At 42.7% G+C, this 17,898-nt stretch carries 18 protein-coding genes; 8 read left to right on the top strand and 10 right to left on the bottom strand.

Going from position 1 to position 17,898, the window contains the following annotated elements:
- Window positions 1-203: 203 nt before the first annotated feature.
- Both J0L83_03075 and J0L83_03070 read right to left on the bottom strand, forming a co-directional pair.
- The gene (locus J0L83_03075; GenBank protein ID MBN8663525.1) at window positions 204-1,361 is read right to left on the bottom strand and encodes a prolipoprotein diacylglyceryl transferase; all 1,158 of its coding nucleotides are present in this window, start codon (window positions 1,359-1,361) and stop codon (window positions 204-206) included.
- Window positions 1,362-1,489: 128 nt separating this feature from the next.
- Window positions 1,490-1,906, bottom strand: a complete 417-nt coding sequence (locus J0L83_03070) for a BrxA/BrxB family bacilliredoxin (GenBank protein MBN8663524.1) — start codon at window positions 1,904-1,906, stop codon at window positions 1,490-1,492.
- 202 nt (window positions 1,907-2,108) lie between these two features.
- Here J0L83_03070 and J0L83_03065 point away from each other — a divergent pair, with 202 nt between their 5' ends.
- The 4 genes from J0L83_03065 to J0L83_03050 all read left to right on the top strand — a co-directional run bounded on the left by J0L83_03065 (window position 2,109) and on the right by J0L83_03050 (window position 4,683).
- Complete coding sequence (locus tag J0L83_03065; GenBank protein ID MBN8663523.1) at window positions 2,109-2,537, top strand: Hsp20/alpha crystallin family protein; 429 nt, start codon at window positions 2,109-2,111, stop codon at window positions 2,535-2,537.
- Between the two features lie 138 nt (window positions 2,538-2,675).
- Window positions 2,676-3,530, top strand: coding sequence for a TraB/GumN family protein (locus J0L83_03060; GenBank protein MBN8663522.1), 855 nt, complete (start codon window positions 2,676-2,678; stop codon window positions 3,528-3,530).
- Entirely contained in the window at window positions 3,530-4,027 is a 498-nt protein-coding gene (locus J0L83_03055) for an RNA polymerase sigma factor (protein ID MBN8663521.1), read from the top strand. Before J0L83_03060 ends, J0L83_03055 begins: the two co-directional genes overlap by 1 nt.
- A gap of 11 nt (window positions 4,028-4,038) precedes the next feature.
- Window positions 4,039-4,683 carry a hypothetical protein gene (locus J0L83_03050; GenBank protein ID MBN8663520.1) on the top strand — a complete coding sequence of 215 codons (645 nt, stop codon included), beginning with the start codon at window positions 4,039-4,041 and terminating at the stop codon, window positions 4,681-4,683.
- Here J0L83_03050 and J0L83_03045 read toward each other — a convergent pair.
- The 6 genes from J0L83_03045 to thrS all read right to left on the bottom strand — a co-directional run bounded on the left by J0L83_03045 (window position 4,680) and on the right by thrS (window position 10,150).
- On the bottom strand, window positions 4,680-5,132 hold the full coding sequence (locus J0L83_03045) for a nuclear transport factor 2 family protein (GenBank protein MBN8663519.1): 453 nt from the start codon (window positions 5,130-5,132) through the stop codon (window positions 4,680-4,682). The two genes, J0L83_03050 and J0L83_03045, sit on opposite strands and share 4 nt — an antisense overlap.
- A 71-nt stretch (window positions 5,133-5,203) precedes the next feature.
- Complete coding sequence (locus J0L83_03040) at window positions 5,204-6,628, bottom strand: arginine decarboxylase (protein MBN8663518.1); 1,425 nt, start codon at window positions 6,626-6,628, stop codon at window positions 5,204-5,206.
- A gap of 117 nt (window positions 6,629-6,745) precedes the next feature.
- A complete protein-coding gene (gene rplT / locus J0L83_03035) occupies window positions 6,746-7,090 on the bottom strand; it encodes a 50S ribosomal protein L20 (GenBank protein MBN8663517.1) in 345 nt (114 codons plus the stop codon).
- Between the two features lie 41 nt (window positions 7,091-7,131).
- Window positions 7,132-7,329, bottom strand: coding sequence for a 50S ribosomal protein L35 (gene rpmI, locus J0L83_03030; protein ID MBN8663516.1), 198 nt, complete (start codon window positions 7,327-7,329; stop codon window positions 7,132-7,134).
- 222 nt (window positions 7,330-7,551) lie between these two features.
- Window positions 7,552-8,157, bottom strand: a complete 606-nt coding sequence (infC, locus tag J0L83_03025) for a translation initiation factor IF-3 (protein MBN8663515.1) — start codon at window positions 8,155-8,157, stop codon at window positions 7,552-7,554.
- A 52-nt stretch (window positions 8,158-8,209) separates the two neighbouring features.
- Window positions 8,210-10,150: a threonine--tRNA ligase gene (gene thrS, locus J0L83_03020; GenBank protein MBN8663514.1), complete on the bottom strand. Its 1,941-nt coding sequence runs from the start codon at window positions 10,148-10,150 to the stop codon at window positions 8,210-8,212.
- 110 nt (window positions 10,151-10,260) lie between these two features.
- Between thrS and J0L83_03015 the strand changes: the two genes are divergently transcribed.
- Window positions 10,261-11,505, top strand: coding sequence for a hypothetical protein (locus tag J0L83_03015; protein ID MBN8663513.1), 1,245 nt, complete (start codon window positions 10,261-10,263; stop codon window positions 11,503-11,505).
- A 68-nt stretch (window positions 11,506-11,573) separates the two neighbouring features.
- Here J0L83_03015 and J0L83_03010 read toward each other — a convergent pair whose 3' ends face one another.
- Both J0L83_03010 and J0L83_03005 read right to left on the bottom strand, forming a co-directional pair.
- Window positions 11,574-13,928 carry a TonB-dependent receptor gene (locus tag J0L83_03010; GenBank protein MBN8663512.1) on the bottom strand — a complete coding sequence of 785 codons (2,355 nt, stop codon included), beginning with the start codon at window positions 13,926-13,928 and terminating at the stop codon, window positions 11,574-11,576.
- Window positions 13,929-13,974: 46 nt separating this feature from the next.
- Entirely contained in the window at window positions 13,975-14,622 is a 648-nt protein-coding gene (locus tag J0L83_03005) for a DUF3347 domain-containing protein (protein MBN8663511.1), read from the bottom strand.
- Between the two features lie 14 nt (window positions 14,623-14,636).
- On the opposite strand from J0L83_03005, the gene J0L83_03000 reads away from it, so the two are divergent.
- The 3 genes from J0L83_03000 to J0L83_02990 all read left to right on the top strand — a co-directional run bounded on the left by J0L83_03000 (window position 14,637) and on the right by J0L83_02990 (window position 17,738).
- Window positions 14,637-16,577, top strand: coding sequence for an ABC-F family ATP-binding cassette domain-containing protein (locus tag J0L83_03000; GenBank protein MBN8663510.1), 1,941 nt, complete (start codon window positions 14,637-14,639; stop codon window positions 16,575-16,577).
- Between the two features lie 539 nt (window positions 16,578-17,116).
- Window positions 17,117-17,377, top strand: coding sequence for a type II toxin-antitoxin system HicA family toxin (locus J0L83_02995; protein MBN8663509.1), 261 nt, complete (start codon window positions 17,117-17,119; stop codon window positions 17,375-17,377).
- Window position 17,378: 1 nt separating this feature from the next.
- On the top strand, window positions 17,379-17,738 hold the full coding sequence (locus tag J0L83_02990; GenBank protein MBN8663508.1) for a type II toxin-antitoxin system HicB family antitoxin: 360 nt from the start codon (window positions 17,379-17,381) through the stop codon (window positions 17,736-17,738).
- Window positions 17,739-17,898: the final 160 nt, after the last annotated feature.

The raw sequence follows: 17,898 nt of genomic DNA, 5'->3' as shown, positions 1-17,898 counted from the left end.
ACGGTGCAAAGCAAGGATGACTGGTTTTCAGCTAATCAGACGATCTATTGATCATTCTGTTACACCGTTCATCACAGAGTTCTGCGATAGGTTCAACAAACCGACACAAAAAGACAAAGGAAAAGGAGGATGCACAACCACATAAAAATGTGTGTTTAGCCCCAAAATGGGTTAAACCGAATGACAATTACCACATATTCAGCCTATGCAGGCTTTTTGGTAAAGCGTTTTTGACCTGCGAGATACATCAACACAAGGCCAAATAGGATTAATGCCAATGAGATTAATTCAGCTTGTGTTGGCTGAAAAGGCAAGGCTTCATATTTGGTATTCACCCTGATTTTTTCAATCGCAAAACGCTCCATACCATTGAAGATGAGGTATAGGCCGGCCATTTGACCGGGTAAGCGTAATTTTTTGCGCAAGGCAAAAAGGATGAAGAAAATAAATGTACAAGCAATTACTTCATACAATGGCGTTGGGTAAACTGGCTGTGGCAATTGATTGCAGTAAGGGCCGCTGCAACCTGCAATAGGCACGCCTTCTCCCAGCACATTATGTGGGTAAGTATAAGACCACAAATGATCTGGCAGCCAACTGTAAGGATTGGCACCTGCATGCACAATACCCCAGTCTCCATCACCAGCAATATGACAACCAATTCTACCTACAGCATACGCAAGCATCAAAGCTGGTGCGATAGCATCGGCCAGATGAATAATACCAATCTTTTGTTTGTGGGCCTGCCAGGCAATGAATACACCAGCTACAATTAAACCACCGTAAAAAGTAAGTCCGCTAAAAGCAATCAGAGAACCGATCGGATCAGCAGCAAACTCATTCCAATTTTCGAGGTTGTGAAAAATTTTTGCACCCAGAAAACCAAACAATGCTGCATAGATAACAAGGTCACCTACCCTGTCGTGCGGCCAGATGCGGATGGTTCTTTCTTCAGGTTTGGCCAGCTTTTGTTTGTTTTTTTCCCACCATTTCAATCCTGCAAAAAAAACAGCCAGCAGTATGCCCACTGGTAAATTTCCCTGTGCAGATAGAATGAATGATTGCGGATCATCCAGTGCATCTTTTATCGTAAATGCACCAATAATCTTATAACCAAGCAGAAAACCCATCAGGGCATTCACTAACAATTCCTGAATGCTAGCAGGTGCGCCTACCAGAATCTTTTCTTCTGTAAACGACATAAGGCCTGCTGCTTCCTTTCTTCTCAATTCAGCTGTAAGTACCCATGCGCCGGCAATAAAAGCCAGGGCCACAAAAAAGCCAAAGCTGTTGATTAATTTAAGCGCAGTAATTTCTATTCCGAATAAGTCCTGAAAAAGGTAGTAGAGATTGGGATACATAAGCCTTCGAATAATACAGTTGCAATGATAGGCAATTAACCAAGACCTGCCGTTAAAGACATGCGAATAAAAAAGTCCTGCCAAAAGGCAGGACTCGTACTTACTAACCCATCTATGAAAAACAAAGCTTAATTACAATGCTTATCAAACTCACTTATCAGGTGCTGGGCGATTACCTGTGCAGGTCTGCCTTCGATCTGATGACGCTCAACCATACTCACCAATTGACCATCCTTGAACAGCGCAATAGCAGGCGATGATGGAGGATATGGTAACAAATGCTCACGCAACTTGTTTACGGCGTCTTTATCAAAACCTGCAAAACTGGTAGCCAGTCTGTCGGGTAGGTTCTTGGCATTTCTTACAGCCATGACTACACCTGGTCTGCAAGTACCTGCTGCACAACCACAAACAGAATTGATTACTACCAAGGTAGTACCTGGCTGCTGCAAAGTGGTTTCTACTGATTCAGGGCTGGTCAGATCTGCAAATCCTTCCTCTGTCAATTCTGCCTTCATGGGCAGTACTATTTCTGCGGGATACATATCAATCGATTTTGCACAAAATTACTGTTTATCCCTTTCTGCATCAAGCGCAAAAAACAGTCATAAAGTCTTTTTTCGTGAATCGAAAATGTCATAATGTCACTTTTAGCCGAATATTATTGCCATCCTGACCAACTAAAAAGTGAAAAATTGCCTTGGTACCTGATTTGAATGGATAAGATGAAAACAAAAACATCTAGATATGACAATCATGAAACATCAACACAGAAACCTGAACAACATTTTCGACGATTTCTTCTATGGTTTTCCTGCCAATTGGGGTAAGGACATGCAGGGTAGCATTTTCCAGATTCCCGTAAACATTCATGAAACAAGTGATGCGTATCACTTGGAACTGTTGGCTCCCGGTCGCAACAAGGAAGATTTCAAAGTAGCGGTTGAAAAAGATACGCTTACAATCAGTTTTGAGCAGAAAACTGCAGAAGAAAACAAGGAATACAAAACCTTGCGGAGAGAGTTTCGTTTGCAAAGCTTCAAACGCAGCTTCACTTTAGATGAAAAAATTAATGCAGATGGCATTCAGGCGAAATATGACAATGGTGTACTTAAACTCTTCTTGCCCAAAAAGGCTGAAGTAACTGTTACACCCAAGACAATTGAAATTATCTAAGCTTTTCATACGTCGTGCTTGACACGACAAGCAGTTGGTTTTGGTTATCGCCCCGTGTTTCTACACGGGGCTTATTTTTTGGGTCCACTGTAATAATTACAGGCAACTGCATACCAACGATGCAGAAAATAATTCATAATGAAACCCCTGGTGATTATTTCAGCTTTTTTACTGGTGTGCGCTTTGCCCACACAGGCTCAACAACAGAGCTCTCTGCTTTGGGAGATTTCAGGTAAAGACTTTAAGCAACCATCCTATGTATTTGGCACTTTTCATGCCATGTGTAAAACTGATTTCGATTTTCATGACAGCATCAAAGCCAAACTCAGCAGAACAAGTTTATTGGTGGAAGAACTCGATATGACGGATGCCAGCATGCAGGTAAAAATGATGCAATCTTTAGCCAGCAGCAAACCCATGGCCTCCTACTTTCCGGCTGCACAGTTTGAGCAAATGAATAAACAATTTCAGGAAATAACTGGAGTCCCACTCACCATGCTGAATAATTTCAAACCCTTCATGAGCATGTCCATGTTACTATTGAAATCACTGCCCTGTGCGGAACAAGTACAGCCAGAAATGCTATTGATACAATATGCCAAAACAAAAAATATTCCTGTGAAAGGATTGGAACAAGTTGAAGAACAATTGGCAGCTATTGATAAACAGCCACTCGACTCCCAAGCTGTTGCACTACAGAAAATGGTCATGCGCTTTGACAGTGTTCAACAGGCATTTACCCAACTTACAGAAGTATACAAAAAGAAACATATCGACAGTTTGTACCATTTCATGCGTGGTAGCGGCATGGATGATGCATTCGAAACAGCTTTATTATCGGAAAGAAACCTGCGCTGGATACCTCGTATCAAAGCTATTGCAACGCAGCAACCCAGCTTTTTTGCAGTGGGCGCCGGCCATCTCGGCGGAGATCAGGGCGTAATTGCTTTACTTCGCAAAGAGGGATATACTGTAAAGCCTGTTGTGTACTAATGAACCCTGATCAAGTATTCATAGACCTGCTGAACAAACACCAGCGCATCATTCATAAGGTGTGCACCCTGTACATGGATAATCCTGCAGACAGAGAAGACCTGTTTCAGGAAATCACCTTACAGGCGTGGAAAGCTTATGGAAGTTTTCGTGGTGAAGCGCAGTTCTCAACATGGTTGTATCGTGTGGCACTGAACACGGCCATCACTTTTTTCCGTAAGGACAAAAGAAAGCCACGAATGGTCTACGACGATACCACACATGAAAAAGCAACTGAAGCTGATTCACAGATCGAAGAACAAGTAATTGCCATGTATAAAGCCATCGGTGAATTGTCGAAGATCGACAAAGCCTTGGTGATGTTATATCTGGAAGATTACAGCTACCAACAGATTGGCGAGATGATGGGCATCACGGCGAACAATGTAGCCGTTAAGATGAACCGTATCAAAACCAAGCTGAAAGAAAACAGTAAAAAACATTATCAGTTCAACTAAAAACAATCATCATGGAACTCGATGAACTGAAAGCATCCCTGAACAAACACCTGGAACAACCGGCAGCACCGCTGGAAGCGTGGGGACTGGAACGTGCCATGCAGGGAAAAACAAAATCCGTTTTAGCAAAACTCAAACGCAGTGTATGGATTGAGATTATCACCTCCATCCTATTCTTAGCCCTGTTTATGTATGAAGCATTTTTCAGCGACTGGCGTGTGATGCGTATTTACTTCGGTACATTCTCCGTTTTATTCCTGATATTCTTACCCATTCTTGTTGTATTGCTGAAACGCATTACTGCATTGCAGGGCAATGCATTACCGGTAAAAAGCAGTCTACAAAAACTCACAGCCATTCTGCGTGAATATGTAAAACGGTATTTCCAATTTACCATGGCCCTGATTCCCATCTGTATTGTGTATGCAGGCTCTTTAAGTTATCTGGATACCAGCAATTACCAAAACCCGCAAATGGAAGCGATGGTGAGTAATGTATTCACTTCTTCTACGCAGGTACTGGTATTTCTTGGTGTTTACCTGATTGTACTTGCAGGTGGTATTTATCTTTTCACCAAATGGTATCTCAACCGTTTATACGGCAGGTATATTCACGATCTGGAGAAACATATTGCGGAACTGGAATCGGCAGATTAACGACAACCTGTTCTTCTTCTGGTATCAATGAGGTATTGAATCTTCCACTGTCCTTTAAAACGCACCAGCTGGAAAGAGTTCGCACCGCAATGACTGAAATTGCCATTCAAGAAGAACTGATAGGGTGTCCAAGCAATAGCCAATGCCCCATCGATTTTCACTACATCAAATTCAATTCTTTCATCCAAAGCACCTGCAGGCGCTTTACTGATACTTGCAGCGAAAGCAGCAACAGATTCGTTACGAACAATCGTCTTGCCTTCTTTATTCATGGCAATGGTTTGCAGAATAGCGCTATCAGCAAAACATTGCTGCAACAAGACAGGATCTGAAGTTTTCATGGCGGTGAATAATTGATTCACCACTTGCTTTACAGAGTCTGTGGCAGACTGCGCCTGTGTATAATGAGCAAGACTTATCAGACAAATCAGGATGAATATTTTTTTCATGTCTTTATTTTGGTGAAAATAAAAAAGTGGCTGCAGAACCTACAGCCACTCGTCATATTTCAGTTGATTCATTATAGATACCCAAGAATCTTGAGCATGCTTTGAGCCGTTTGCTCCTTTGCATACACCCAATCCACCAGCTTTCCATTCTTATCATGCTCAATGATGATATGTTTGGGCGATGGTATCAAACAGTGCTTAATTCCGCCATAACCGCTTATCTGATCCTGATAAGCACCAGTGTGGAAGAAACCTACATATAAAGGCTCTTTGTTATTCGGATCTTCCTTATCGCTATTGTTTACTTTGGGCAGAAACACTTCATTGATATGTTCTTCAGAATCGTAGTAATCATGGCTATCACAAGTAATTCCGCCTAATACTACCCGGTGATAATCATTGTCCCATTTATTAATCGGCAACATGAGGAATTTCTCACCAATACCCCAGGTATCTGGTAAAGTAGTGATGAAAGATGAATCAATCATGTACCAGCACTCACGATCGTTTTGAACCTTCTGTGCTACAACACTATAAATATGGGCCATGCTCTCTCCTACAGTGAATGAACCAAACTCTGTATAGATATTCGGCATAGGCACTTTGGCCTTTTTACAAGCCTGCTTGATATTACCAACAATCTCATTAATCATGAATTGATAATCATATTCAAAACCAAGCGAGTGCTTGATGGGGAAACCACCGCCAATATTGATCGAATCCAGCTCCGGACAGATCTTCTTCAACTGGCAATATAAGTTGATGATTTTATTCAACTCAGACCAGTAATAAATATCATCCTTAATACCCTTGTTCAGGAAAATGTGCAACATCTTCAATTGAAAACGATCTTCAAAACCCTCAATCTCATCTACATAAAACTCCAGGATATCTTTTGCACGAATACCCAAACGAGAAGTATAAAAAGGAAAATTCGGCTCTTCTTCTGCTGCTACACGAATACCCAATTTGAAAGGCACTTTAACTGAACGCTTATAGGCAAGCAGCTCTTCCTTATTATCCAATACTGGAATCACATTCTTGAAGCCTGTGTTCAGTAGCTTAGCAATCCGTGAGGTATATGATTTCTGCTTAAAGCCGTTGCAGATAATAGAAATCTCTTTATTGATCTTACGCTTCTTATACAATTGATTGATGATCTCTATATCATATGCAAAAGAAGTTTCCAAATGAATATTGTGCTTCAGTGCTTCTTCCACTACAAATGAAAAGTGTGAGCTTTTTGTACAGTAGCAATAAAAATAATTGCCCTCATACTTATGCTTCTTAAAAGCAACATCGAACATCTTCTTCGCCTTGTTGATCTGCATCCCTATTTTGGGGAGGTAGGTCACTTTCATGGGCGTGCCATACTTCTCAATCAATTTCTTGACATCAAGTCCGTTAAACATCAAATTATTATCGTCGTTGATATCAAAGCCTTCCTGTGGAAAGTGGAAGGTCTGTTTCACCAGATCGGTGTAGGTGTTGTTCATTCGCAGATCGGTTAGTGGTGATCAGTAGGTTTAGGGCGCAAAATTAGTTTATTGCAACATATGGGAAACAAAAAACCCCGGAAGTCCGGGGTTAAGTTTTTTCAGGTGCGCAGCGGCTTATTTCGCTTGAGCAACCAAGGCCTTGAAGCTCTCTGGGTTGTTCATCGCCAGATCAGCCAATACTTTACGGTTCAGCTCAATACCCTTCTTGTTCAGGTTATTGATAAACTGGCTGTAAGTAAGACCTTCTTCGCGAACAGCAGCGTTGATACGGGCAATCCACAACTGGCGGTATTCACGCTTCTTCAGTTTACGACCAACGTAAGAATAGGTTTGACCTTTTTCAACAACGTTTTTCGCAACGGTATATACGTTTTTACGCTTGCCATAGAAACCTTTGGCCGCTTTGAGAACTCTTTTCTTTCTTGCTCTTGATGCTACTGCATTTTTAGAACGTGGCATACAAAATTATTTTAACCGGTAACGGTGATGATTAAATTAGATTATTTCAAACGCAATAAACGCATTACGAAATCCTTGTTAGGTGCACCAACCACGCCCTTCTTGTTCATGGCGCGCTTACGCTTTTTAGATTTCTTGGTTAAGATGTGACGTTTGAAAGCTTTCTGGAAGGTGATTTCACCGCTGCCGGTCACCTTGAAGCGCTTCTTGGCGCTGGAGTTTGTTTTTACCTTTGGCATTTTGATAATCTGTTACGATTACTCCCTACTGGCGGCCCCGAACGGACGGTGCACTTGTTGAGCCTTGTGGGAAATTTGGAGCGCAAAAGTATGGAAATCAGGCTTTATGGCAAAAACTTCACCTGACTTTTTTGGTGGCAGGATATTCAACTGATTGATAATCAATTGTGCAAAAGTCTCAAAATAACAATCCCCACAAGGCTGTGGGGATTGTTTGTACTATTAAGCTCCGGCCGAAGGCGGCGTGGTTTCTTTCTTTTTCTTAGCTGTTTTAGGCGTCAGCATCAGGAACATACGCTTTCCTTCCAGCTTGGGCAGGCTCTCAGGAGAACCTACTTCTGCCAATCGTTCGGCAAATTTCAGCAATACCAACTCGCCTCTTTCCTTGAACATGATGGCGCGACCTTTAAATTGCACATAGGCTTTTACCTTATTGCCATCTTTCAGGAAACTCTCTGCATGCTTGGCTTTGAAATCGAAGTCATGGTCATCTGTTCCTGGTGTGAAACGGATTTCCTTTACCTCGCTCTGCTTGGCATTGGCCTTCATTTCCTTTTCCTTACGCTTCTTCTCGTAAAGGAATTTCTTATAGTCAATGGCTTTACATACTGGAGGATCTGCATTGGGTGAAATCTCAACTAGGTCAAGCTCCAGGTCTCTGGCAATACGCAATGCTTGGTCAGTAGGATAAATACCTACGGTTACATTGTCGCCTACCAATCTCACTTGTGGTACCCTGATCTTTTCGTTGATGCGATGTTCAGGCTCAATTTGCCTTTGGAATCTTGGATTGAATCTGCCCCCTCCGGGTCTGGGTGGAAATGCCATTAATTGTTGTTTGATGAAAAATTGAAGTACAAGATTAAAGTATTCTGATTAATTAACCATCACTATCCTTTCTATTGCCGATTTCCTGACGTACCAAACTCACGAATTCCGCTACAGGCAATACACCGATATCGCCCTTGCCTTGTCTGCGTACTGCCAGTTTGCCTTCCGTCATTTCCTTCTCACCTACCACCAGCATGTATGGCACGCGGCTCAGTTCTGCTTCGCGTATTTTCTTACCAATCTTCTCATTTCGATCATCTACGCTGGCTCTAATGCCATTGCTGCGCAGGGTTTGATGCACCTGCTGTGCATATTCCAGATACTTATCACTGATCGGCAATACTTTCACCTGATGTGGCGACAACCATACCGGGAATTTACCCGCATAGTGCTCTAACAAGAAGCCGATAAATCTTTCATGTGTACCTAATGGCGCACGGTGAATGATCAAAGGAATATCGGTATCGTTCTGTTGTGTCGTATAAGCCAGTTTGAACTTGCGACCAGAGTTGAAATCCACCTGATTGGTTGCCAGCGTAAACTCTCTACCAATGGCACTCCAGATCTGCACATCAATCTTCGGTCCGTAGAAAGCTGCTTCATCAGCCACTTCTACGAATGGTGTACCTGTTTCAATCAATACTTTACGAACCATGTCTTCAGTTTCCTTCCACAGTTCTGGCTCGTTCACGTATTTCTGTCCCAACTTGGCTGGTTCATGCAACGATAAACGCATTACATATTTATCAATACCGAAGATTTTAAAATACTTCAGATAGAGATCATTCACTGCTTTGAATTCCTGGAAGAATTGTTCCTTACTGCAATAGATATGCGCATCGTTCATATGCAGACAACGTACACGCATCAAACCAAACAATTCACCACTCTGCTCATAACGATAGCAAGTACCGTATTCAGCAATACGATAAGGCAGATCACGATAGCTCTTGGGTTCTGCCGCAAAGATTTTGTGGTGGTGCGGACAGTTCATGGCCTTCAGATAATATTTCTCACCATCCATTTCCATGGGTGGGAACATACTATCCGCATAATATGGTAAGTGACCACTGGTGAGGTACATACTCTCTTTAGCAATATGCGGTGTAACCACACGCTGATAGCCTGCAGCCTCTTCTGTTTCCTTGGCCAGCTTCTCCAATTCTTCAATTATGACAGTACCATTAGGCATCCACAAAGGCAGACCCTGACCAACATCATCATCCATGGTGTAAATACCGAGTTCCTTGCCCAGTTTACGGTGATCACGCTTCTTAGCTTCTTCCAACATCAGCAAATATTCATCCAGTTCCTTCTGATTGGGGAAAGTAACACCATACACACGTGTCAGCATTTTATTCTTCTCATCACCCTTCCAATACGCACCGGCAATGCTGGTGAGTTTGATGGCTTTGATAAAACTTGTGTTGGGGATATGTGGTCCGCGGCAGAGATCAGTGAAATCGCCTTGGGTATAGAAAGTGATGGCACCATCTTCCAGGTTGCTCAGCAAATCTAATTTGTACTCATCTCCCTTTTCAGTGAAATAAGCCAGCGCTTCTGCTTTAGCAATTTCCTTACGCACATATGGATTGGCTTTCTTGGCCAGGCCATTCATCATCTTCTCTAATTCAGCCAGATCTTCCTCGCTGATCTTACGATCACCGAGATCGATATCATAATAGAAACCTTTATCAATAGCAGGTCCTACCCAGAACTTAGCGCCGGGGTATTTAGCCTCGATGGCTTCTGCCATCAAGTGGGCAGATGAATGCCAGAAAGTAGATTTACCGTCCGTATCATCCCAGGTCAGCAGTTTCAGTGCTACATCCGTCGTAATCGGACGCGTAGCGTCCCAAACTTGTCCGTTCACACTCGCGGCCAGCACCTTTCTGGCCAGTCCCTCGCTGATGGATTTGGCGATATCCAGCGCGGAAACCCCGCTTTCATACTGGCGTACGGCCCCATCCGGTAATGTTACATTGATCATCTTTTCGGTTTAACTGCTTGATTTGGACGGCAAAATTAACGATTCGGGCGCAGAAACCTTAACGCTTCTTTAGTTCGCTGACAACCAATCGATCCATATTTTTGAGCCGCATGAGGTTGATTATTACCCTGACTTGTTTATTGTTTGCCTTTTTTACTGCTTCCGCCCAAAAACTGACTGGTGTGTGGAGGGGCTATTTTATGCAGCGCGACTATGATCCTATGTCACGCTCATTCGTAGAAGACCAATACAATTACGAGATTCAAATCAACAATGAATTGGCGAAAGATGCCATTGAGGGCGTAACCTATTCTTTCTTTACCACCGTGTTTTATGGCAAGGCCGAAATGAAGGGCGTTTTTAACCGTGGCACAAAGAATCTGGTGATTAAAGAAACCAAGATGGTTGACCTCAAGATTGGCGATAATTCTGTACCCTGCTTGATGACTTGCTACTTGGATTACAGTAAAGCAGGTGCAAAAGAAATACTCAGCGGCACTTACACATCGGTGAATACCAGTAAGAAACAGGATTGTGGAAGTGGTACAGTGTATTTGGAAAGAGTGCCTGAGAGTAAGTTTAAGAAAGAAGACTTTCTTGTAGCATTGGAAAAAAAGAACAAGGGCAACAACAAAGTCTCTACACTAATAACGCCCAAAACAAGTACAAGTCCGGCGCCTGCTACATCTAAAAAAACTACCACAAACCCACCTGTTGCTAAAAAAACAGTGGAACCTCCTGCTACAAAAAATACAAGCAAACCGCCGGTTGTGGTTTATGCGAAACCAAAGCCTGCCACAAAAACAAATCCACCGGCCACCAAACAACCTGCAGCCAATAATAAACCTGCTTTGGTGAAACCTGCTACTCCTCCCGTAGTAGCGAATACAACAGAACAGCAAAAGCCCGCGCCACAAAATATACAGCCAACCGATAAGCCTGTTATTCAGCAACCCCGTGAGATGCCCATTCAAAAAAATACGCCCCCGCCTCCACCAGAGTTGGTGCAGCGTATGGATCAATTGGTGCGCACCATTGAAGTAAGTGAACCAGATATTTTGATTGAGTTTTATGATAACGGAGAAATAGATAATGATACCATCTCCGTTTACCATAACAATACGCGCGTTGTTAAAGATGGTAGACTAACCTACAGACCAATTACTGTAAAACTGCATTGCACCGAACCCAATGAACAACATGAGGTTGTGGTGGTTGCAGAAAACCTCGGAGATATTGCACCCAATACAGCTTTAATGGTGGTTACTGTTGGCAAGAAACGTTATGAAGTCTTTCTCTCTACCACTGAACAGAAAAACGCCCGTGTGGTGTTTCAGTACAAGCCGAAGAATTAGGTTGAATTAAATCATTACATTTAAAAAAAGCTTGGCCTCAGAAAAATTTCGACAAACATCAATAGTTGCTAAAACTTCAAATTCCATGTAACAGATGGAATGAAAGGAAACAGTGATACTTGAAGCGGCACCACTTTCAAATCTCCGTTTGCTAAACTGCCTGTTTGATCGAAATAAACGAAGTAGGGATTTAGGCGACTATAGACATTGTAGATACTGAATATCCAATTGTCTTTGGATTTACGCTTTGCATTATGCTTGGGCGTATAAGTTGCAGAGAAATCCAGACGGTGATAGGACTTTAACCGATATGCATTGATTCTACTATACTCCTGTGTTAAAACACCACCTACAAAATAGAAACGCTCCGGCATGGTTACTGCATTACCTGTTCCGTAAATAAAAACAGAAGATAATTTCCAGCGATCATTCAATTCATAAGTGCCCACAACAGACAAGTCATGTCTTCTATCATATCTGCTCGGATATTTCAATCCATCATTCAAATCGGGAAATTGTCGCCAAGTCCAACTTAATGTATAGCCTACCCAACCAGTGAGTCTACCCTTCACTTTATTGACCAATAATTCCGCGCCATAACTCCAGCCACGACCAAACACAAACTCTGTTTCCGGATCTTTTAAAGAAGGTGTATACCCTTCTCTGTACTCGATCTGGTTTTCCATGGTTTTGTAATAGGCTTCAAGCGAAGTTTCAAACATGCCTTCCTTGAAATTGCGGAAATAGCCTGCTGCATATTGCCAGCCAGTTTGCGGACGCACAATCGCTGTACTAGGCACCCAGAGATCAGTAGGCAATGTAGTTCCGGCATTGGTCACCAAATGGATGTACTGAATATTTCTGGTTACAGCAGCTTTCAAAGACTGTGTTTCATCAATCGTATAACGCAACGTAGCCCTTGGCTCTAAACCGCCGTATGATTTCACACGCTGGCCGCGACCATAGATCGTACTATCAATTCTATTCCCATTGATATCCGTTGTATAACTGGTATAAGGGCCGGTTTGCACGAACTGACTATAACGTACACCATAATTCAGTTTAAGCTTACTACTGATTTCCCAATCATCCTGAATATAGACTGCATATTCATGCGCATATTTCTTATTTGCATTTTGCGGCGCAAACAAAGTATCACCCTGATTCGCATTTAAAATATTGGGCAGGAATGTGTGGTAAGTATACTGAGCTCCAAACTTGAGTTTGTGTTCAGGCGTAATGAAATAGTCTACATCATATTTAGCATTCAAATCGCGGATACCCGATTTCAACTGAAATACAAAATCATTCTGTGCACCGGAGAAAGCAAAATTGTAATCGTTATATACTAAGGATAGATTCGAAAACAATCTCTTATTGAACACATGGTTCCACCTTACCGTCGCGGTAGCATTACCCCAGGGCACTTCTGTGCTGAAGGAACGCTGGGCATTATTAAAATTGAATTTATCCCGACCAAAATAACCACTCACAAAAAGCTTATCCTTGCTACCCAACTGCCAGTTAAACTTGGCATTTAGATCATAGAAATAATAACCAGAGCCATAAAACTGATTACTGGGCTTTATGAATGGCTTTACTAAAGCATCCACATAAGTTCTGCGGGCTGAGATCATGTAAGACGCTTTGTTCTTTTTCAAAGGTCCTTGAATGGCAAAGCGAGAAGAAATCAAACCAATACCTGCATCCACTTCTGTTTTCTGGTTATTGCCATCCTTCATGGAGACATCAATCACAGAACTCAATCTACCCCCATACTGCGCAGGCATACCACCCTTGATCAGACTCACATTCTTCACCGCATCGGAATTAAAGACAGAGAAGAACCCAAACAAGTGACCCGTATTGTACACCACTGCATCATCGAGCATGATGAGGTTTTGATCGGGTCCGCCACCACGTACATAGAAACCCGCATTGCCTTCGCCCGCATTACGAACACCGGGTAATAATTGTAAAGTCTTAAGAATGTCCACTTCACCTAAAAATGCAGGTAAAGCTTTGGCCGTATTCACATTCAGGTCGAACTTGCCCATCTGCGCAGTCTTCACATTGTTATCGCGCCTGCGCCCAACCACCGTTACATCGTTCAGCACCGCACTGGATGGCAGCAGCTTGATATCCTGCTGCAGATTGGCATCAAAGTTCCATACAAATGTTTTGGATTGGTAACCCGCAAAACTGCAGATCAATGTGTATTGTCCCTTTTCCAGGGTAATGGAATAAAAACCATAACTATTACTGCTCACCCCACGCCCCACACCTTTGATCGACAGGTTAGCCCCAATCAGGGTCTCTCCTGTTAGGGAATCGCGGATATACCCATTGAGACTGAATTTTTCCTGAGCCGAAGCCGTAAAACCAATCACACCCAAAAACAGCACACACCAGAATCGTAACATAGCATCAAAACACCCCTGCAGCCCGAAAGTTTACAAGGGCTTTATTTTATCGTTTCACATACACCACACTGTCTGCCACCGAACCACATTTGGGCATGGTCTTGGGCAGATAAGGATTCACAATTTTGGTATCCTTACTCAGCCAATAAGCCGGTTTGTCTTTGCCAAAAGCCATGGGACAAAGCTGTCGGTACACCACAGCCCCATCATAACGCACTTTACGCAAGAGCTCAAAGAGCATATCGCTCACCATCTGAAAAGACGCACGTCGCTCCTTCCAGCCTAATTCATCCACCATTATGCGCAACTCAGTCTTCATACTCTCTATCAGCACACGGGTATCGTTTTTCACCATGGTATCTTTTACCTGCATACCATCCAAGGGAATACTATCCAACTGGTGCAGGAGATTCACCGCTTCGCGGGTAACCCCCATCAGTTCTTCCTGTACAAATGCGGTTTTCAGGGCATCATAATCTTCTAATGAAGCAGTAATGGCTGCAGTAAAATCGATTGTTTTCACGCTCTCAGGCGCTTCTGCCGGCTTGGACGACTCAACTGTAAGGGTTTGCTCTTCATTGCTGCCGCAGGCAAATAAGCCGGCGCATACGATCATCAACAATAAACGACGCATATATTTTTTCTGCGAATCTACTACAAAGCCCATCAATACAGCCATTACCTTTGCCGCCACAATAATTGGATTCCATGCTGGTAGGTTTACAGAATGTTACGTTTGAATTTGGCGCAAGAGTGATTGTGGAAGATGCCACCTGGCATATTCATCCCGGCGACCGTATTGGCCTCATCGGCTATAACGGTACGGGTAAGTCCACCATGCTGAAACTACTGGTGTGCGAATACCTCCCCAGCAAGGGCACGATTGAGAAAAGTCGCGATACCACCATTGGCTACCTGCACCAGGATTTACTGAGCTTCGATACCAATGAATCCATTCTGGAAGTGGCCATGGGTGCTTTTGAAAAAGTAAAGCAGCTGGAAAAAGAAATTGAAGACCTCGGCAAGCAACTGGAAATACATTCTACGGATGCTTTGCTGCATGAATATGCCGATAAACTCCATGAACTGGAAATTGCCGGCGGTTATACCATTCACCATCGCACAGAAGAAGTATTACATGGTTTGGGTTTTGATAACGAACAATTGCATCGCCCGTATAAAACCTTCAGTGGTGGTTGGCGCATGCGTGTGCTCTTGGCCAAGATGATTCTGCAATCGCCTGATGTGTTGTTATTGGATGAACCAACCAACCACCTCGACTTACCCTCTATTGAATGGTTGGAGAAATACCTGCAGCATTATCAGGGCAGTGTGGTGATTGTGAGCCACGATAAGTTTTTCCTCAACCGCATGGTGAACAAGATTGTAGAAATCTACCAGCAGCAAGTACATATCTATACCGGTGATTATGATTTCTACGAACAAGAAAAAGCCCTGCGTATAGAAATGCAGCAGCGTGCTTACGAAAACCAGCAAGATTATATCCGCCAGCAGGAAAGATTTATTGAACGATTCAAAGCCAAAGCATCCAAAGCCGCACAGGCACAAAGTGCGATGAAGCGATTGGATAAATTGGATCGTATTGAGCAAGTGGAAATTGAAAGACCCAATATCAAGATCAATTTTCAGGTAGATAAACAACCGGGTAAAATTATCTGTACGCTCAAAGAAGTGAGTAAGCAGTTTGGCGACAATATCATTGTACAAAAGACCAGCGCTGAGATTAACCGTGGCGATAAGATTGCCCTTATTGGTGCCAACGGTAAGGGTAAATCCACCGTACTGCGTATGATTGCCGGCACAGAACAATTTAGTGGTGAGCGTGTGTGGGGACATAATGTTGACGAAAGCTTTTACGCACAGCACCAGTTGGAAGCCTTGCAATTGCAACACAGTATTCTGGAAGAACTCCTCACATGCGGCAGTGGTAAAACAGAATTGGAATTACGCAGTCTGCTGGGTTGCTTCTTGTTTAGTGGTGATGAAACCGATAAAAAAATTCGCGTATTGAGTGGTGGTGAAAAAGCTCGTGTGGCTTTGGCGAAAGTTATTGCCAGCAAAGCCAATTTCTTATTGTTGGATGAACCGACCAACCACTTGGATATGCACTCAGTGGAATTGTTGGCTGAATCATTGAACAAATATGAAGGCACGTATATTCTCGTAAGCCACGACCGTTACTTTATTTCTAAAACGGCGAATAAGATTTGGGAGATTGTTGACCACGAGATCAAGGAATTTAAAGGCAGTTATGCAGAGTGGGTAGAATGGAAACAAAGACAACAGAAAGCTGCCGAGCAAGCTGCGAAAGAAAGCAAAGCTGCTGCACCACCCCCTGCACCTGCTGCACCTGCACCGGTAGCCACGCCTGCTAAAACGGGCAAACCCATTAATAAGGAATTGCAAAAACTGCAAAGACAATTTGCCAAGCTGGAAGAACAACTGAATGCAGCTAAGACCAAACAAACCGAGATTGAACTGGAACTCTCCAAGCCGGAGAACTATGCCAATAAAGACAGCTTTACCAAATTAGAGCAGGCTTATGCACAAAGCAAAGCAGAAGTAACCAAGCTGGAAGCGGATTATGAAAAGCTATTTGAGCAGATTGTTGAAGCCGAAGGGAATTAATTAATTATTGGCTATTGAATATTTTCTATTGCTATTGCTATTGGTGGTTGCCTAATGACACTGGTCGCAGGTTTTATTATGATTAGTTTAACCGCAATGACGCTAAGACGCAAGGTTGCGCTAAGCTTCGCTGATTTACTTAAATGATCCAATGTAGAAAGGGCCTCAGAAAAATTTCGGCCTACATCAAGACGAGCGGAGGAAAAGCAGAAAGGCTGTTTGAGTGCGTAAGCACGAGTTTCCTTTCTGCCCGGAGCGAGTCGTAGTATGTATCGAAATTTTTCTGCAGCCTTGACCTTTTTGGTTCTTTTTGGGTCAAGCCAAAAAGAATAATAACTAGGCTATTAGCTTACAAATTATGTCCCCCACTAAGTCTTCCACAGCGCCGGAGATTAAAAGGCCCGCCAAGAAGAATTTGCACGCTTTGGGTGACAAGAAAAATTTGGCCTATTTCATCAATTTCTTAATTTGCAACTAAAATTTAGTTACAAACTATAATACCGGTCAACCCCCAATGCATGAAAGAAACATGTATTGTTATGACCAGAATTGACAAATTGATAGCAAGGCTCTTATCAGAACCGCCGCCCGTAGACTTTAGTTGGGATGAGTTGGTGAAACTGCTCTCCCATTTAGGTTATGTAGAACTGAAGACGGGTAAAACAGGTGGTTCAAGAAGAAAATTTGTGGCTGCGGACAAACATGTCTTGTCCTTACACAAACCGCACCCAGGCAATCTGCTGAAGCGCTACCAGATTAACGACATAATTGTTGCATTAAAAGAACGACAAAAAATTTGATATGAAAGACACCCTCGAATACAAAAGCTATTACGCTTCTGTACATTTTGATGCTACCGATGAAATCTTTCATGGAAAAGTTTTGGGCATTAATGACCTGATCAATTTTGAGGGCACTAGTGTGAAAGAACTGAAAAAAGCATTTAAGGAAGCAGTGGATGATTATCTGGATACCTGCCACCGATTGGGTAAGCAGCCCGATAAAGCCTATAAAGGCAGTTTTAACGTAAGAATCTCCGCCGAACTGCATAAGGAAGCCGTACAATTTGCTTCAATCAAGAATATGACATTGAATGATTTTGTGAAAAACGCTATTGCCTATGTATTGACCAAAGCGCCGGAACAATTTCATATGAATTAAACTATTTGTGATTATTGATTTGTGATTTGAGATCGATAGAACGCTGAAAGCGCAAAGCTCGTCAGGTATTTATTTGCCCGCAAGGATTATTACCATTTTTACTTTTGAATTTTGCCTTTTGACTTTAGTCTTCCTCTGTTCCTTGCTCTATTGTTCATCT

It is taken from the genome of Chitinophagales bacterium (genome assembly GCA_017303835.1).
Taxonomy (GTDB): Bacteria; Bacteroidota; Bacteroidia; order Chitinophagales; family Chitinophagaceae; genus JAFLBI01.
Note: the sequence above shows the minus strand (reverse complement) of the source record. Positions and strands in the feature narration are given on the sequence as shown.

What these genes read in the sequence shown, in the direction of transcription:
- J0L83_02995 (MBN8663509.1), top strand. Translation starts at nt 17,117, where the DNA reads ATGACCAGAATTGACAAATTGATAGCAAGGCTCTTATCAGAACCGCCG.
- J0L83_03065 (MBN8663523.1), top strand. Translation starts at nt 2,109, where the DNA reads ATGACAATCATGAAACATCAACACAGAAACCTGAACAACATTTTCGAC.
- J0L83_03045 (MBN8663519.1), bottom strand. Translation starts at nt 5,132, where the DNA reads ATGAAAAAAATATTCATCCTGATTTGTCTGATAAGTCTTGCTCATTAT.
- J0L83_03070 (MBN8663524.1), bottom strand. Translation starts at nt 1,906, where the DNA reads ATGTATCCCGCAGAAATAGTACTGCCCATGAAGGCAGAATTGACAGAG.
- J0L83_03040 (MBN8663518.1), bottom strand. Translation starts at nt 6,628, where the DNA reads ATGAACAACACCTACACCGATCTGGTGAAACAGACCTTCCACTTTCCA.
- J0L83_03075 (MBN8663525.1), bottom strand. Translation starts at nt 1,361, where the DNA reads ATGTATCCCAATCTCTACTACCTTTTTCAGGACTTATTCGGAATAGAA.
- J0L83_03050 (MBN8663520.1), top strand. Translation starts at nt 4,039, where the DNA reads ATGGAACTCGATGAACTGAAAGCATCCCTGAACAAACACCTGGAACAA.
- J0L83_03055 (MBN8663521.1), top strand. Translation starts at nt 3,530, where the DNA reads ATGAACCCTGATCAAGTATTCATAGACCTGCTGAACAAACACCAGCGC.
- J0L83_03010 (MBN8663512.1), bottom strand. Translation starts at nt 13,928, where the DNA reads ATGTTACGATTCTGGTGTGTGCTGTTTTTGGGTGTGATTGGTTTTACG.
- J0L83_03000 (MBN8663510.1), top strand. Translation starts at nt 14,637, where the DNA reads ATGCTGGTAGGTTTACAGAATGTTACGTTTGAATTTGGCGCAAGAGTG.
- rpmI (MBN8663516.1), bottom strand. Translation starts at nt 7,329, where the DNA reads ATGCCAAAGGTAAAAACAAACTCCAGCGCCAAGAAGCGCTTCAAGGTG.
- rplT (MBN8663517.1), bottom strand. Translation starts at nt 7,090, where the DNA reads ATGCCACGTTCTAAAAATGCAGTAGCATCAAGAGCAAGAAAGAAAAGA.
- thrS (MBN8663514.1), bottom strand. Translation starts at nt 10,150, where the DNA reads ATGATCAATGTAACATTACCGGATGGGGCCGTACGCCAGTATGAAAGC.
- J0L83_03060 (MBN8663522.1), top strand. Translation starts at nt 2,676, where the DNA reads ATGAAACCCCTGGTGATTATTTCAGCTTTTTTACTGGTGTGCGCTTTG.
- infC (MBN8663515.1), bottom strand. Translation starts at nt 8,157, where the DNA reads ATGGCATTTCCACCCAGACCCGGAGGGGGCAGATTCAATCCAAGATTC.
- J0L83_03015 (MBN8663513.1), top strand. Translation starts at nt 10,261, where the DNA reads ATGAGGTTGATTATTACCCTGACTTGTTTATTGTTTGCCTTTTTTACT.
- J0L83_02990 (MBN8663508.1), top strand. Translation starts at nt 17,379, where the DNA reads ATGAAAGACACCCTCGAATACAAAAGCTATTACGCTTCTGTACATTTT.